Annotated in this window: 18 protein-coding genes; 12 read left to right on the top strand and 6 right to left on the bottom strand. The window is 64.0% G+C overall.

Annotated features, from left to right (window positions below; genetic code table 11):
• Positions 1–192: 192 nt before the first annotated feature.
• The 12 genes from QMK47_RS28015 to QMK47_RS27960 all read left to right on the top strand — a co-directional run bounded on the left by QMK47_RS28015 (position 193) and on the right by QMK47_RS27960 (position 11,349).
• Positions 193–1,320 (top strand): TyeA family type III secretion system gatekeeper subunit, encoded by a 1,128-nt coding sequence (locus tag QMK47_RS28015; RefSeq protein WP_024618609.1) that lies wholly within the window; start codon positions 193–195, stop codon positions 1,318–1,320.
• Complete coding sequence (gene sctV, locus QMK47_RS28010) at positions 1,317–3,404, top strand: type III secretion system export apparatus subunit SctV (RefSeq protein ID WP_320389597.1); 2,088 nt, start codon at positions 1,317–1,319, stop codon at positions 3,402–3,404. The genes QMK47_RS28015 and sctV overlap by 4 nt, the downstream gene beginning before the upstream one ends.
• A 157-nt stretch (positions 3,405–3,561) precedes the next feature.
• Positions 3,562–4,455 (top strand): FHA domain-containing protein, encoded by an 894-nt coding sequence (locus QMK47_RS28005; RefSeq protein WP_320389596.1) that lies wholly within the window; start codon positions 3,562–3,564, stop codon positions 4,453–4,455.
• A complete protein-coding gene (locus tag QMK47_RS28000; RefSeq protein WP_253478333.1) occupies positions 4,455–5,813 on the top strand; it encodes a FliI/YscN family ATPase in 1,359 nt (452 codons plus the stop codon). Before QMK47_RS28005 ends, QMK47_RS28000 begins: the two co-directional genes overlap by 1 nt.
• A complete protein-coding gene (locus QMK47_RS27995; protein WP_253470240.1) occupies positions 5,800–6,219 on the top strand; it encodes a hypothetical protein in 420 nt (139 codons plus the stop codon). Before QMK47_RS28000 ends, QMK47_RS27995 begins: the two co-directional genes overlap by 14 nt.
• A complete protein-coding gene (locus QMK47_RS27990; RefSeq protein WP_320389595.1) occupies positions 6,212–6,781 on the top strand; it encodes a type III secretion protein in 570 nt (189 codons plus the stop codon). Before QMK47_RS27995 ends, QMK47_RS27990 begins: the two co-directional genes overlap by 8 nt.
• On the top strand, positions 6,778–7,887 hold the full coding sequence (gene sctQ, locus QMK47_RS27985; protein ID WP_253470236.1) for a type III secretion system cytoplasmic ring protein SctQ: 1,110 nt from the start codon (positions 6,778–6,780) through the stop codon (positions 7,885–7,887). The genes QMK47_RS27990 and sctQ overlap by 4 nt, the downstream gene beginning before the upstream one ends.
• Positions 7,884–8,537 (top strand): type III secretion system export apparatus subunit SctR, encoded by a 654-nt coding sequence (gene sctR, locus QMK47_RS27980; protein ID WP_214510019.1) that lies wholly within the window; start codon positions 7,884–7,886, stop codon positions 8,535–8,537. Before sctQ ends, sctR begins: the two co-directional genes overlap by 4 nt.
• A 9-nt stretch (positions 8,538–8,546) precedes the next feature.
• Positions 8,547–8,801 carry a type III secretion system export apparatus subunit SctS gene (gene sctS, locus QMK47_RS27975; RefSeq protein WP_003206603.1) on the top strand — a complete coding sequence of 85 codons (255 nt, stop codon included), beginning with the start codon at positions 8,547–8,549 and terminating at the stop codon, positions 8,799–8,801.
• The gene (gene sctT, locus QMK47_RS27970; RefSeq protein WP_253470234.1) at positions 8,801–9,598 is read left to right on the top strand and encodes a type III secretion system export apparatus subunit SctT; all 798 of its coding nucleotides are present in this window, start codon (positions 8,801–8,803) and stop codon (positions 9,596–9,598) included. Before sctS ends, sctT begins: the two co-directional genes overlap by 1 nt.
• 15 nt (positions 9,599–9,613) lie before the next feature.
• Positions 9,614–10,714, top strand: a complete 1,101-nt coding sequence (gene sctU / locus QMK47_RS27965; RefSeq protein ID WP_253470232.1) for a type III secretion system export apparatus subunit SctU — start codon at positions 9,614–9,616, stop codon at positions 10,712–10,714.
• A gap of 116 nt (positions 10,715–10,830) precedes the next feature.
• Positions 10,831–11,349, top strand: a complete 519-nt coding sequence (locus tag QMK47_RS27960) for a type III effector (RefSeq protein ID WP_214510016.1) — start codon at positions 10,831–10,833, stop codon at positions 11,347–11,349.
• A gap of 177 nt (positions 11,350–11,526) precedes the next feature.
• Here the strand turns inward: QMK47_RS27960 and QMK47_RS27955 are convergent, their stop codons facing one another.
• From QMK47_RS27955 to QMK47_RS27930, 6 genes are all read right to left on the bottom strand, one after another.
• The gene (locus QMK47_RS27955) at positions 11,527–11,976 is read right to left on the bottom strand and encodes a type III secretion system chaperone (RefSeq protein WP_258689651.1); all 450 of its coding nucleotides are present in this window, start codon (positions 11,974–11,976) and stop codon (positions 11,527–11,529) included.
• Between the two features lie 218 nt (positions 11,977–12,194).
• Positions 12,195–12,572 (bottom strand): hypothetical protein, encoded by a 378-nt coding sequence (locus QMK47_RS27950; protein ID WP_014340718.1) that lies wholly within the window; start codon positions 12,570–12,572, stop codon positions 12,195–12,197.
• Positions 12,573–12,577: 5 nt separating this feature from the next.
• Positions 12,578–12,787, bottom strand: a complete 210-nt coding sequence (gene hrpT / locus QMK47_RS27945; protein ID WP_024619913.1) for an HrpT family type III secretion system protein — start codon at positions 12,785–12,787, stop codon at positions 12,578–12,580.
• The gene (gene sctC, locus QMK47_RS27940) at positions 12,784–14,934 is read right to left on the bottom strand and encodes a type III secretion system outer membrane ring subunit SctC (RefSeq protein WP_258689649.1); all 2,151 of its coding nucleotides are present in this window, start codon (positions 14,932–14,934) and stop codon (positions 12,784–12,786) included. The genes hrpT and sctC overlap by 4 nt, the downstream gene beginning before the upstream one ends.
• Positions 14,927–15,364 carry a type III secretion system chaperone gene (locus QMK47_RS27935; RefSeq protein ID WP_320389594.1) on the bottom strand — a complete coding sequence of 146 codons (438 nt, stop codon included), beginning with the start codon at positions 15,362–15,364 and terminating at the stop codon, positions 14,927–14,929. The genes sctC and QMK47_RS27935 overlap by 8 nt, the downstream gene beginning before the upstream one ends.
• Positions 15,351–15,575 carry a type III secretion protein gene (locus tag QMK47_RS27930; protein ID WP_003206585.1) on the bottom strand — a complete coding sequence of 75 codons (225 nt, stop codon included), beginning with the start codon at positions 15,573–15,575 and terminating at the stop codon, positions 15,351–15,353. The genes QMK47_RS27935 and QMK47_RS27930 overlap by 14 nt, the downstream gene beginning before the upstream one ends.
• Positions 15,576–15,630: the final 55 nt, after the last annotated feature.

Here is a 15,630-nt window from a genome sequence, read left to right as displayed (position 1 = left end):
TTATCTAGTGTATTTGCTCTATTTGTGCAAGAGCATGCACAGCCGTCCCAAGTTCTACTGCATGAAATTGCACCGAGCAAACGCTCGGGCAGGAACCCTTGCGAACCGGTCAGAAAGGCCACGACCACTGATGGAACTGAATGCTGGATCGCCGCCACCCACTGAGCGTCCAAAACCACGTTCACGGCCATCATGAAAGTAGAAGCCCCGACAAATGCGCATATTGCCGCCAACCTTGCCCAGGCCGTTTCGGCCGTCGTGGGCATAGGTAAGCCTGTCGAATCGTTCCAGGCCGTGCAGTCCAATTCGATGGAGGAGGTCGGCATGACCTTCAGCCATCATGTGGAGCGCAATACCAAGGCGCTGAGCCAGCGGCGCATACGCAATGCCCGCAGCGAGGTGGGCCAGGTGCGCGTCGAGACGCGCGAGCAATTGGAGGAGTGGTACGACCAACTCGGCCACCCAGGCAAGCAGAGCCTGGGGGCAATGGCCGCCCAGGCGGGTCTGTTGTTGTGTGGCGAGCCGGTGCTTGAAGAGGTGGTGCAGTCCACGGGCGGTGACCCGGCCCGTACCGACCTGATCCTGCAGCAAGCGTTGCGCGAGGCCGAAGTGCAAGGTCGTCTCGTTGAAGCCCAGCGCGCTCGCGACTACCTGCAGCTATTGCGCGAGCGTTATGGCGCGCAGATCCAGGCGGGCATGAACATCGCCGAGGCCTTGCGCGCTGCGGGCGGCGATCCCGAACTGCGCCAGGCGGTACGACGGCTCTATTACGACACCGTGGTGCTCAAGCAATCGTTGCCCACCATGATGCAGGCGTTGCTTGGCCTGTTCGGCGAGGCGGCATTCGTGCCGGGGCTGGACATGATGCGCCGGGCACTGGCTGACGACATCGCTGCGCACACACCGTCACGTCCTACCGCGCTGTTGCGCACGTTGTTGATCGGCCTGGCCGCCTCGACTCAACTGGGCAGTGTCCTGCACAGCTGCCGCCGTTTGCTCGAGCAACTGGCCTACAGTTGCCCGGCCAGCCAGCTCACGGCCGTGCTGTTGCTCCAACGCATGCTGGGGTTTGTCAGCAGTGGCCTGTCGGCGGCGGAAGTACGGCGCATCGGGCGTGAATTGGGTGGAGAAGAGGAGCGGGACCAACTGGTCTCCCTGAACGGCCTGTACCCCTTGCTCAAGCGTTTGCCGCTGCCCCTCTGGCGCGATAGCAAAAGCCGACAGACCGCGCTGAAGAACCTGTTGGTGCTGCTCGATGAACGTTCCCGTGGCGAGCCCCGAAGCCAGACCGCTGCCCCGGTGATTGGAGCGCGCTCATGATCGCCCTGTTGAACAAAGTCGCCAACGAAGCGGTGCGGCGCATCGAGGTGGTTGCGGCGTTCGTGGTGCTCGGCATCGTGTTCATGCTGATCCTGCCCTTGCCGACCCCGGTGGTCGATGCGCTGATCGCGATCAACATCTGCATCTCCTGCCTGCTGATTGTGCTCTCGCTGTACCTGCCACGACCGCTGGCGTTTTCCTCGTTTCCGGCGGTGTTGCTGCTGACCACGCTGTTCCGGTTGGCATTGTCGGTGGCGACCACCCGATTGATCCTGCTCCAGGGCGACGCCGGTCATATCGTCCAGGCGTTCGGTAATTTCGTGGTGGGGGGCAACCTTGCAGTCGGGTTGGTCATCTTCCTCATTCTGACGGTGGTCAACTTCCTGGTGATCACCAAAGGCTCGGAGCGGGTCGCCGAAGTAGCGGCGCGGTTCACCCTGGATGCGCTGCCGGGCAAGCAGATGTCCATCGACAGCGACCTGCGCGCCAACCTGATCGATGTCAGCGAAGCCCGGCGGCGTCGCGAGGAACTGAACAAGGAAAGCCAGCTGTTCGGTGCGATGGACGGGGCGATGAAATTCGTCAAGGGCGATGCCATCGCGGGCTTGGTGATCGTGGTGATCAACCTTATCGGCGGCTTTACGGTCGGCATGATGCAACACGACATGGGCGCGTCCGAATCGATGCACTTGTATGCCGTGTTGACGATCGGTGACGGTCTGATCGCGCAGATTCCGGCCCTGCTGATTTCCCTCACTGCGGGCATGATCATCACCCGGGTGTCGCCAGAAGGGCAGCCGGCGGGCAGTAGCGTCGGCAAGGAAATCACCCAGCAGTTGACCGCCGAACCCAAGGCCTGGGTGATCGCTTCGGTGGGCATGCTCGGCTTCGCGGCCTTGCCCGGCATGCCCACGCTGGTGTTCGTCGTCATCGCCTTGATCACCGGCACCGCCGGCATCGTTCAGCTCTACTCGCGCGCCCGGCTGGCACGCCAGGGCGACCAGCCAGCGGAGGTCGTGGTCCCGGCACAGAACGGCGCTGAGGACCTGCGCAGCTTCGACCCGACCCGTGCCTATCTATTGCAGTTTTCCAAAGCCATGGAAGGCAACGCGGCCGCCGAGGAAGTCGTCCAGGCGATCCGCAAGAAGCGCAATGCCCTGGTGGCCGGCTTTGGCCTGACCCTGCCGCCCTTCGAGATCGAATACAGCGCACTGCTGGAAGACGACGAGTTCCGCTTCTGCGTGCACGAGGTGCCGATGTTGCGGGCCACTTTCGGCGAACGTGTGGCCGTGGCGCGCGGGCCGCTGCCGTTGGAGCCGCGCGACGGGCAGGTTGGCAGCGAGGTGCGTGACGAGCAACAGTGGCTATGGCTGACGCCTGACGATCCGCTGCTGGTGGACGAACGCGTGGAGGCGGTGTCGGCCGCCGAGTTGCTGGTGGAGCGGATGAGCCGCGCGATGTTTGCCACGGGCCCGCAATTCTTGGGGCTTCAGGAGAGCAAGTCGATTCTCAGTTGGCTCGAAGCGGGCCAGCCAGAGCTGGTGCAGGAGCTGCAGCGGACCATGCCATTGGCCCGTTTCGCCGCCGTGCTCCAGCGCCTGGCCGGCGAAGGTGTCCCGCTGCGCGCGGTGCGGCTGATCGCCGAGTCCTTGATCGAGCATGGGCAGCATGAGCGTGACGTCGGTGCGCTGACCGACTACGCGCGCATCGCCCTGAAGTCGCAGATCTATCACCAGTACCGTGACGAAGACGGCCTGCACGTGTGGCTGTTGACGCCGGAAACCGAAGGCCTGTTGCGCGATGCGCTGCGCCAGACCCAGACGGAAACCTTTTTTGCCCTGGAAAGCCTGCATACCCGCGCCTTGGTGATGCAGTTGCGCGAAGGCTTCCCGTTGCGCGCCAAGCGCGTGGCCGTGCTGTTGGTGGCGCAAGACCTGCGGGCGCCGCTGCGCGATCTGTTGCGCGACGAATTCAATCACGTGCCTGTACTCGCCTTCAGCGAGCTGCACAGCAACGCCCAGGTCACCGTGCTGGGACGCTTTGATCTCGAGCAGGAAAAACTACGGATGGAGGATGCCGCGTGACGGGCTTGTCTTGGCATGCCTGCAGCGGTGTCTCCACGTAACGATGCAAATCCAGGTGTGTTCGATGGCCTGGCTGTGACAGAGGACGGGGGCCGCCGGTGCCCCGTCGTACAACCGGATCGTGGGCGAGCATCTGTCGCCCCTTGAGGAATTGACCATGTTCGAACTGCGAGTCTTGAGTGGTCTGCACCGAGGTGCGGCATTGCCGCTGGTTGGCGAGCAATGGGTGGTCGGGGCGGCGGAGGAGGCCGACCTGGCGCTTTACGATCCGGGCATCTGTGGGCGTCACGTGGGCCTGCGGCAGGTGCAGGGCCAATGGCTGCTGGAACAGCTGGAGGGCACGGTTTGCGATGGACAAGGCCAGCCCTGGGCAGCGACCGAGCCCTTGCAGAGCAATGCTCCGTTTGCCGTGGCAGGCGTCTGGCTGTGCCTGGCCCCGGCCGATCAGCCCTGGCCCGAAGAGGCGGCGCTGGATGACGCTGCGCATCTGTCGGTGGACCGGGAAACCCCGAAGCCCGCCGTGCGGCCGTCGTGGCCCAAGCGCCTGGCCATCGCCGCGGCGGTGATCACCGTCGCCTCCAGCGCCTGGGCCTTTACCAGCCAACCGGCGCAGCCCGTGGCGCGCAGCCCGGCCCAGCAGCTCAAGCAGACCAAGGTGGCCTTGGATAATGTCGAGGCGGTCCGCCTGGAGCTTGATCGCATGTTGCAGGAACGTGATCTGGGCGCCGGTGTGCGGGTCGAGAGCCAGGACGACCGGCTGGTCCTGATGGGTGAGCTGCCGCGCCAGCGCCTGGCGATGGTCGAACGGTTGATCGAGCGCTTCCACGACCGCTACGAAACGCCGATCGGGATCACGGCCAACGTCAAGGAACGGCTGACGAAGCTGCCGTTTCAGATCGCCCAGATCGTGGGCGGCAAGCATGGTCACGTAGTCACCGCCGATGGACGTCGGTTGTTCCTGGGCGACCAGATCGACGGCCTGCGCTTGACTGCCATCGACAGCGGCAAAGTCACCTTCGAGGGCGACCAACGCTACGAGGTCACCTGGTGATGACGCAGGCGGCCATCGCGCGACTGGAGGCCTGGGAGGCCGGGCAATTGGCGCACTTGCGTCGCTTCGCGCCGGTCATGGTGCGCGGACGGGTGCAGCGGGTCAGCGGCATCTTGCTGCAGTGCCGACTGCCGGGGGCGCAGATTGGTGACCTCTGCCGGGTCGAGCGCGACGCCCGCGAGCCGCTGCTGGCCGAAATTGTCGGCTTCGACCAGCACGATGCCTTGCTCAGCGCCCTGGGCGGCCTGGAGGGGATCCGGGTCGGTGCGGCGGTGGAGCCGCTGGGCATGCCGCATCGGGTGTGCGTGGGACCGGAGCTGCTGGGTCAAGTGCTGGATGGCTTCGGCCGGCCCCTGTTGGACGGCGGGACGGGGGCGTTCGCCGGCCCGCATGTGCTGCACGCCTCGGAGGTGATTGGCGAGGCGCCTGCACCCACCGCACGACCGCGTATCCAACGGCCCTTGATGACTGGCGTACGGGCCATCGACGGCCCGCTGACACTCGGCGAAGGCCAGCGTGTGGGGCTGTTCGCCGGCGCCGGTTGCGGCAAGACCACGTTGCTGGCGGAGATTGCCCGGAACGTTGACTGCGATGTCATCGTGTTCGGCCTGATTGGCGAGCGTGGGCGCGAACTGCGCGAATTTCTCGACCATGAGCTGGATGATGAACTGCGTGCCCGTGCGGTGCTGGTGTGCGCCACCTCTGATCGCTCCAGCATGGAACGCGCCCGTGCGGCGTTCACCGCGACGGCGTTGGCCGAGGGGTTTCGTGCCCGGGGCCAACGCGTGCTGCTGCTCATCGATTCGCTGACCCGCTTCGCCCGGGCCCAGCGTGAGATCGGCCTGGCCGCCGGCGAGCCGTTGGGGCGCGGTGGCCTGCCGCCGTCGGTCTACGGCTTGCTGCCGCGTCTGGTCGAGCGGGCCGGCCTGACCAACGAGGGCGCTATCACCGCGTTTTATACGGTGCTCATCGAGCAGGATTCCATGAACGATCCCGTGGCGGATGAAGTGCGTTCGCTGCTCGACGGTCACATCGTGCTGTCACGCAAGCTCGCGGAGCGCGGCCACTACCCGGCAATCGATGTGCTGGCCAGCCTGTCGCGAACCTTGGCCAACGTGGCCGAGGCGGAACACCTGCGGGCGGGCATCAATCTGCGTCGGTTGTTGTCGGCCTATGAGCAAATCGAACTGATGTTGCGCCTGGGCGAATACCAGGCCGGCGCCGACCCCTTGACCGACCTGGCGGTGGAGTCGCGTGGCGCCCTGGACGCCTTCCTGCGCCAGGACCTGCGCGAGCCGGAGCTGTTTGCGCCCACGCTCGCCCACCTGCAGCAGTTGACCGCCTATGTCCCGGGTTGATCTGGACGCCCTGGCGCCGATACGCCGCCACCGCGAAGCGCAAGCCGAGCGGGCGTGGCGCCAGCAGCGCGAGCTTTTGCGCGAGCGCGAAGCCGCGGTTGCCGCCGCGCGCGCGCAGATGCAGGCGACCCGTGAGCAACAGGCGGTGCAGCGCGAGGCGTTGTACGGCGAGCACCGTGGCCGGGCCTTGAGCGTGTGCGAACTGAATGCCTGGGGTACCCAGGAACGTCGTTTGATCGGCGAGCTGGCCGAGCAAGCGCGGGCAGTGCAGGCACTGGACGATGAACAGGCGCAGCAGGCACAGCACACGGCTGCTGCCCAGCAGCGGCTACAAGGGCGCCGGCGAGATCTGGAAAAACTCAGCGCAATGATGGAGTACCTGGTGGAGCCCCCCAGCGATGAATGAACGCAGCGTGCGCGGTGGGCCGACACCGCACAGCAATCCCTCGGCGGCCCCCGTTCGGCAACCGCCTCGAGCGTATGAGCAACCGCCTGCCCAGGTGAGCCGGGCAAGTCGTCCGGCGGCACGTGAGTCCGCCCCTGCTGCCGGGCGCGACCCCGACATGACAGCAGGAAGCAGTGACGGTTACTGGTTCCGCCAGTGGGTCGATGCGCCACGGGGTGGCGCGCAGGATGACAGCGCCGGCACCGGTTCGCTGTCGGGCCTGGTGAATCTTTCGAGCGGCGAAGAGGAGGCGTTTGTCGACCAGCTCACGCCACGCTTGCGTGCCACGCTCGACCAGCAATTGGACCTGCTGCTGCATCTTCCCAACCTGGGCCGCATCAAGGTATCCGCCCGGCGGCTGGGCGGGGCGTGCGGGTGGGGCATCGGCTTGAGCTGCGAAAGTGCAGACGTACAGACGCGGCTGTCGAGTCGATCCGGCCGTCTCGAAGAGGCGCTGACCCAAAGCCTGGGCCAGCCGGTGAGCGTGCACGTAGCGCGGGAAGAAGAGGTTAGCGCGACATGACCGTCCATGCATTGGTGCTGCCGACTGTGGGCAGCGAGGACGCCACCGCCCGGCGACTATTGGGAGTTGGCGTCCGGTTGCCCTTCGAGGTGGCGGGTGAGGCGGGGCTGCTGGAACTGACCCCGGGCGGCACTGCGGCGGGGAACTCGCCGTGTGTGCTGGCGTGTGCCCATGGTGCCTTTACCTTGGACGAGCCCGGCGCGGTGCTCAGCCTGTTTGGTGAATGCCCGGTGGTCCTGCCTGCCGAGCCCGGACCGGATGACACGTGGTTCTGGTCGCTGTTCCAGCAAACCCTGAGCGAGCCCCTGCGCCAGGCATTCGGTTTTATCAAGCCAGCGGCCGTGCCCGCGGTGCAGGGCATTGCCTGCCGGCTCGACGTGAGGGTGGGCGCGGCCCGCGTCACGAGCCATCTGGAAATGAGCGGTGCGACCTTGCTGGGGCTGCTTCGCGCCGTGCCCTGGCAACGGCGAGCCGCGCCAGGGATCGAGGGCTTTGCGCTGCATGTTCCGTTGGAACTGGGACACCTGGCGCTGGCCGCCGGGCAGTTGGCGATGTTGCGCCCCGGTGATGTGTTGGTGCCGCAAACCGCTCTGTTCGATTCATCCGGCCACGGGCTGATTCGCCTGGGCCGGCATTGTTTGCAGGTGCGGGTACACAGTCGTGCCGCACCGTTGCGCCTGACCTTGCTCGCTCTGGAGGAGACCGTTATGAGCACCACCGCTGACACCGACACCGATATCCTGACGCCGGACTGGGACGATAGCACCGGCTACGAACCTGACGACCAAACGTGCGAGGCGACCGAGCACCCGCTGTCGGCCTATGCCGCTGAAACCGAGGAGGTGCCGATGACGGAGCCGGTCGCGGCCGAAATCCCCGAGCGCTTCGACGACCTGCCGCTGGCGCTGACGATACGCTGCGGCCACTTGAGCCTGACCTTGGGCGAGCTGCGCAATCTGGCGCCCGGCGCAGTGCTGCAAGTGCAAGGTGCGACACCGGGGACGGCGGCGCTGTTCTATGGCGAACGTGCCCTGGCCCATGGCGAGCTGGTCGAGGTCGATGGTCGGCTGGGCCTGCAAATCGCCCGCGTGGATGTGGCTGGATGAGCTTCCAGGGGGTCGACCCCTTTCTGCTGGCGCTGTTCATTGGTGGGATTTCGTTGGTCCCCTTGCTGCTGATCATCTGCAGCGCCTTTCTCAAGATAACCATCGTGTTGACCATCACCCGCAACGCCATCGGTGTGCAGCAGGTGCCACCCAATATGGCCCTGTATGCCATTGCCCTGGCCGCGACGCTGTTCATCATGGCGCCGGTCGGCCACAACATCGCCGAACAGTTGAAAGAACAGCCGTTGGATTTCAGCAATACCGAGGCGTTGCAAGGTTCTGCCTTGAACGCGATAAAGCCGCTGCAGGCCTTCATGTCGCGCAATACCAACCCGGACATCCTCGCCCACCTACTGGAGAACACCCAGCGGATGTGGCCCAAGGAGCGTGCCGAGCAGGCCAGCCGCGATGACCTGATGCTGCTCATCCCGGCCTTCATGCTGTCGGAGCTCGAGGCCGGTTTCCAGATGGGATTTTTGATTTATATCCCGTTCATTGTCATCGACCTGATCGTGTCCAACCTGCTGCTGGCGCTCGGCATGCAGATGGTCGCGCCCATGACCATTTCGTTGCCGCTCAAGCTGCTGATTTTTGTCCTCGTGCAGGGCTGGACGCAATTGCTCGACAGCCTCTTCTATTCCTATCTTTGAGGACATGCGATGGACGCGCTGACGTTGTTTAAGGAAGGCATGCTGCTGGTGGTCCTGCTCTCCGCACCGCCCTTGATCGTGGCGGTGATCGTCGGTGTGCTGACCTCCCTGGTGCAGGCCTTGATGCAGATCCAGGACCAGACCTTGCCCTTCGGCATCAAGCTGGTGGCGGTCGGGCTGACCTTGCTGGTCACGGGCCGCTGGATCGGCGTGGAATTACTGGGGCTGCTGCGTCGGGCATTCGAAATGATGGCCAACACCTGATGACGGCCCAGGCTTTTGTCCCGTATTTCGACTTGCTGCTGTCGATCGCGCTGGGCATGGCGCGAATTTACCCGGTCGCCTACCTCGTCCCGGTGTTTTGCTTCCAGCACCTGCGAGGCTTGCCGCGCCATGCCGTGGTGTTTGCCCTGGGCATGTTGCCGGCGCCCGGTATTCGCCAGGCGCTGATCGACGCCCAGGTCAATTGGCTGTCGCTGGCCGGGTTGATGTTCAAGGAACTGGTGCTGGGCTTCTTGCTCGGGGTGCTGCTGGCGATGCCGTTCTGGTTGTACGAATCGGTGGGCGCCCTGCTGGACAACCAGCGCGGTGCGCTCATCGGTGGCCAGTTGAATCCGGCCCTCGGCAGCGACACCACGCCCCTGGGCCTGCTATTCAAGGAGATGACGATCTTGCTGCTGGTCACCACCCTGGGCATTGGCACGTTGACCCAGGTGATCTGGGACAGCTACCTGGTGTGGTCGCCCACCGTTTGGTTTCCATTGCCTGGCGCGGATGGCTTCGGCGTGTTTCTCGGGCTGCTCGGCGAAATGTTCATGCACATGATGCTCTACGCAGCCCCCTTTATCGGCTTGCTGTTGCTGGTGGAGTTCAGCCTGGCGCTGCTCAGCCTGTATAGCCCGCAATTGCAGGTGTTCGTCCTCGCCATGCCGGCCAAGAGCCTGATCGGCCTGGGCTTCCTGCTGTTCTACCTGCCCACGCTGTGGGACGCGATGACTGGCCGTCTCGGCCGCTATGGCGAAATCCGGCATCTGCTTCACCTGTTGTTGCAGGCGCCCTGAAGGAGGGCTTCGCCCATGAGCGAAGACAGTGGCGAAAAGACCAAGCGGGCGACGCCGAAGAAGATTCGCGACGCGCGCAACAAAGGCCAGGTCGGCCAAAGCCAGGACTTGAGCAGCCTGCTGGTGCTTGCGTCGATCACCGAAGTGGCATTGACCCAGGCCGACGACAGCATGCAGGCTTTGGGAGATATGGTGGCATTCCCGCTGCATCGGCTGGATGTCGACTTCGTGCGTGCCTTTGAGGAAACCTTGGCCCATGCCGGTGGCGTGCTGCTCAACTTCACCCTGATGACCGTGGGGTTGGCGATCGTCACGCGCCTAGTGGCCGGTTGGATACAGTTCGGTTTCCTGTTCGCCCCCGAGGCCCTTCAGCCAGACCCGAACCGCTTGAACCCGATGAACCAGGCCAAGCAGATGTTCTCCGGCCAGGCGCTGATCAGCCTGTTCATGGGGCTGGTCAAGGCCGTGTTTATCGGCACCGTGATTTATCTGGTGACCCTGCCGGCACTCGGCTCGTTGATCAGCCTGGTCAACGGCGACCTGCACAGCTATTGGCGCGGGCTGGCCAGCCTGTTCCGGCACATCATGCACATTTGCCTGGGTGTACTGCTGGTGCTGGCGATTCTCGACTTCGGCCTGCAGAAATATTTCTTCGCCAAGCGCCTGCGCATGAGCGAGGAGGAGGTGCGCAAGGAGTTCAAGGAAATGGAAGGCGACCCCCATGTAAAAATGCATCGCCGTAGCCTGGCCCGGCAATTGGTCGACCAGCCTGTCAGCAAAGAGACCAAACCGGTGGAAGACGCCGACATGCTGGTGGTCAACCCTACCCACTTTGCCGTCGCCCTGTCGTATCGCCCCGAGGAAACGCCGCTGCCGCAGTTGATCGTCAAAGGCGTCGATGCCGAGGCCCGGGCGCTGATCGAGCGGGCCAAGGCGGCGCGAGTTCCGGTCATCCAGTGCATCTGGCTGGCGCGCACGATCTACCGTGAAGACGTCGGCGCTTATATCCCCCGGGAAACGCTCCAGGCGGTTGCCCATATTTATCGGGTGTTGCGCGAACTGGATGACGAGGCCAAGGGCGAGGTCATCGAGATTCCGGAATTGAACCAGCGTTGAAGTCGATGGAACCGATGCATACGCGGTTGCCACTCAGGGAGTGAGCCAGGCTCGTCCGCAGGATTCCCGCCTGCCGACAGTGCCCACCACACAGACATCGCCTCGTGGAGGATCCCATGCCCGAACCCAGTTCCCTGACGAGCCCCTTAAGGGGCACAGGTGCCCTGCACGGCACCGACAGCTTATCGCCCTCGCGCTCACCCTCGCTGAGCCAACGACCCCGCGAGGCGCAGCAGCGCGAAGGCACTCAAAGCCTGCATGGCCGGGGACGTTCCTCCTCGACACCACCGACGCTGCATCAGCGTGGCCGCGCCCGAACGCGGGACGCCAACCACGCGGCGACGTCGAATGACACGCAACCGCTGGATGACGCGCAAACGTCCAGCCCCACTTCGGAGTCTCGCACTCCGGACTCTTTCATGAGTGAGATGGAAACCCGTCAAAAGCAGTTGATGGAAAAGCAGTTCAACATACAAATGGGCATGGAAGAGCGCCAGAGCACCATGATGCTGATCAAAAGCTCCGCCGACATGGCCAAGTTGATGAGCGATACGGTGACGGAGGTCACCAAGGGCTTCATGGACAGCGCGAGGAAAGTCATGCAGGAGGGTGGCGAGGCGATGAAGCTTCGATAAAGCGATGAGCCTGCATCAACCTGTGTAGGTGTCGTGTAGGAGCTGTGTAGGAGCTGTCGAGTGCAACGAGGCTGCGATCTTTCCCCAGCCACCTGGATCTCAAGCGAAAGATCAAAAGATCGCAGGCTTCGCCAGCTCCTACAGAGTCCCGCAGTAGTAATTCCAGGCCACGGGTGCCTAGCCCAGTCGGGTGCGGCTTGTGTTGAGCGAGGCCGGACGAGGGTTGCCCGGCGTTGCAGGCACCGCCAAGCGTGCCCGAATGTCGCCGACCTGGGCGATGAAACCGACGATCCAATGGCAGAACCGCGCCTCGTCGAGCATCGCCAGCGGACAATGGGCACACAAGCGAACGCTGCCCTTATCGTCCAGGGCCAGCCAGCTGCCGCCGAGCAGGTCCAATCGAAAGTTGAGTTCCAGCAAGCGCTTGTGCAAGCCGGGCGCGTGGGCAGGTACATCGATCGAGCTATGGAGGATGGCGACATCGCCGTGATCGGGCAACTCGATGATCACGGCTTCGCGGTTGCTCGCGTCATACAGCGCGCACACGCCACCTTCCAACTGCAAGTGCGCATGCAAATGTTCCGCGAGGGCCGAGATCAAGCGCTGGGCAAGCGGTGCGACGGTCATGGAAAACCTCCCTCATAAAGTCTCTGTATGAATCACTGTGGCCAGAGATTGCTCCCGCTGGGCCGTACGAGCTGTGTAGGAGCTGTCGAGTGCAACGAGGCTGCGATCTTTCCCCAGGCACTTGAATCCCAAGCGAAAGATCAAAAGATCGTCCGAACGCGGCCCGAGCCTTCGCCAGCTCCTACAGAGCCGAGCGGGAGCAATCTCCGGTCACAGATTCAATACGTGGCCGAGTAATCGTCGAGGTCTTCCAGGCCCAGCAGCGACAGCTGACGGGACTGGATTTCATCGAGCAGTTCAGTGGATAGCGGCGCGTCGGGCAGCGCCTGCCAGACCACGAGCGCTCGCTGCGGATCGAGAAATACGAACAGCTGTGCGTAGTCGGTCGGCTGGGCGAAACGCCGTTCGAGGGCATGCTGGATCTGGTTTGCGCGCAGCGCCTGGCTTTGTATTTGTAAGGCGAGCCCCACGCTGTGAGGCTCGCGTCGCAGACAGAACTCAATGCCTGGGGCTATTTCCCAATACGTCGCGATGCCGGCGATGATGTTCTTCTGGAAGGCTTGGCGAGTGCTTACGCTGTGTACTGAAAAAGACATAGCGTTCAGTTCTCCAATGGGACGACCGTATGGTCCAGTGGGTGTTCGGGGGAGCCAAGGCCGCCGCGCATGCCGGGTGACCACCAGATCACCAGCCGACCGTTGTCCGGTTCGGCGCGGCTGCAGGCATCGCCCTGGCAGCCCGAGCGGTTCGCGCAGCCGGCGAACACCGGCAGGCTCAGCAATAAAACGAGCAGCAGTGGCGTGCGACTCATGGCAGGGTCCTCGCGCTGGTTTGCAGAAGAGAAGGGCGCTCGCCGCCTGGCGTGCGCGTGGGTTGCTTCATGACCACGAACACTTCCGTTTCCTCGCCGGGCTCAAGCCAGACCTTCGGCCAGGCGGAGGTGGCCAGGGCCCAGCGGCTGCCGCAGCTCGCCTCGTCGAAGCGCAACCTCCGCTGGCCATCGTTGCGTACCACACCCACGGCGATGCCGTAATCGGGACCGGCGAACCATTGGGCCCGGGCAGCGTCCAGGGATAACCCGGGTTGCAACGCGCACAATGTGTCGGGTGAATAAGGAATCGACGCCGCTTGCTTGAACGTGGCCGGAATGTTGCCGTCGGCGAGTTGGGCGAGCACGTCGCTGACCTCGACACGACCGACGGGGCGGGTGCCGTTGCGACGCTCTTCCAGGCGGGCCATGGCGCTGTCGACCTGTTCGCGGTCAAGGGCGGAGATGTAGCGGGCCGGGTCGACCTGGTCGCCGATCAGGCGAGGCGTCAGGATGAAGACCCGTTCGCGGCGACTGGTTTCGCGCGTGGTCGAGGAAAACAGCAGCGGCCCGATCAGCGGGATGCGACCCAGCCATGGCACCCGCTCGAGGTTGTCGCCGGTCTCTTCGGTATGAAAACCGCCTACCACCAATGACCGGCTTTCCCCCATGACAGCCTGGGTGCTGACCACGCCCCGGCGCACGCTGGGCGTCTGCTGGCCGACCTCCGAGGGTTCGATGCGGCCGTCCTCGATGTCCAGGGACATCTGGATCTGGTTGCGGCCCCCGGTCTCGATGGCATGGGGTACGACCTGCAAGCTGGTGCCTGCCGTGATGGGCTCGATGGTGGCTACCCGCTCGCCGATGGCCGAGATGTACTCGGTCCGGCTGAAGTCGATGACCGCCGGCTGGTTCTCCAGGGTCAGTACCGACGGGTTCGCCACCACCGAGGCCAGGCCACGGCCCTCCAGGGCCCGCAGTTGCGCGGAAAAGTCGCCGTAGTCCTGAATGAACACCGTCGAGCTGGCACCAGGGCGAATCATCGAGGCGCCGCCGATCAGATCGCCGCTCTCGACGTTCCAGTTCGAGGCCAGCTCAGCCAGTTGTGTGCGGTCGATGTCGAGGATGATCGCATCGATTTCCACCAGCTTGCGCGGCACGTCCACATCGCGAATCAGCGGCGTGTAGATTTCCCGTCGCTTGGGTGCGTCGTAGATGAGCACCGCATTGTTGCGCACGTCGGCTTCGACGCGGATCTTGCCCCGAGCGCCTGCACTGCTGTTCGCGCCGGACGGCACCCGGCTGGTGTTCGGCCGACCCATGCCGTTCATTGCCAACTGTTCGATATTGCCCATGGTCATGGACTGCTGGCTCTGCATGTTCTGGAACGATGCCTGGGGCGAGGCCGTCTGCATGCCCCCCGACACGGCGCTGCGACTTTCCAGCAAACCTTTCAGGATGCTGGCGACCCCGGGAATGACCAGCGTTTCGCCGCGGTACTTGACGTTGCGGTCGGCGGCGGTGGCATAGCGCAGCGGGAAGCTGATCACTTCCTGCTTCTCTTCGGGTGTCTTGCGCACTTCGGCAAACTGCGCCACCAGGCGCACATAGCGTTCCGGGCCGGAGACCAGGACCACGCCTTCGTCGGGCAATTCACCCCAGCCGAAACGCGGATCCAGCAAGCCGATGTCGGTCAAGGCCTGCTTCATGTCCGGCACTGCGTCGGCGGACACTTCCAGGCGCGTGGAGTCCTGGTTCTGCAAGGGGCTGACGTACAAGGTGTTGCCGTACATGAACCACTGGAAGCGATTTTCCAGGCCGAGCCTGTCGAGGAACGCCTGGGGACTTTCGGCGCGCATCCGCCCCTCGACGGTGCCTTTCACCGTGCCGTCGATGACCAGTTGCACTGCGAAGGTATTGGCAAAGTCGCCGAGTACCTTGGCCAGCGGTGTGCTCTGGGCGTCGTAGGCGTAAGGCGTGTTCTTCCAGTCGGTCGGTATGGCCGCCTCTGCCGGCATGCCAGCGCCAAGCGCGCCGGCCAATGCCAGTGCGATCAGCGAAGGTTTCGTCCAGCGGCGTGCGATCAACTGGCGAAGGTGTACCTTGCCTGCGGTCATCAAGCAGTATGGTGCAAGCCACCTGTTAGGCATGGCGGATTCCTGTTCCGAGCAAGTGAGAGTGCGAGAGGCGTCGCGCCATGGGCGCGGCAACGGCACGTTGGTCTTTATTGATAATCGATTGCCAGGTGTCACGCTGGTTGAGCAGTGCTTCGAGCACCTCGATCAAGTCGTCGATGTGCCTGTCCGGCGGCAGTTGCGCCAGTAGCCACAACCGGCCGTCTTGTGGCGAACGGGCCAGCGCGCCGGGAAATCGCGAGAGGCTTGGGTGCGCCAGCCGAAGCAGGTCTTCCAGTGCCACCTCGTGGGTCACCGGGACGCTCAGCTCGACCGATGCCAGCAGGCCTTCGTCGAGCTTGCTGAACGTTGCTTCGCCATCGTCGATGACAACGGTGAAGTGCTCCGGGCCATCGACGTCGGCGTTCCAGCGGGTGAGCTGTGCGCGCAGCTCATGGCATTGCATCGATGATCGCCTTGGCGAGGTTGTGATGGGCTGTGGTCTGTTGAGTGGCTGCGTTCACCGCGACGGACATGCCGTTCATGCTGGTCACGAATGAGTGCATGTCGTCGAGTGACTGACTTTCTGCTGCGTTCATCGCAGCGTTGTTGACGTTGTCGGTTGCGCGTTGGAAGTAGGTGTCGAGGCGGCGCTGGACGGCATCGGCGGAAGACATGGGCGGTTCCTCTGGGCTGGGCATATTCACGATGTGAGTGGTGGGTATGCCGTTG

The organism is Pseudomonas sp. P9_35, assembly GCF_034008205.1.
GTDB lineage: Bacteria > Pseudomonadota > Gammaproteobacteria > Pseudomonadales > Pseudomonadaceae > Aquipseudomonas > Aquipseudomonas kilonensis.
The sequence above is the reverse complement of the archived record's forward strand: the minus strand, read 5'-3'. Positions and strand labels throughout refer to the sequence as shown.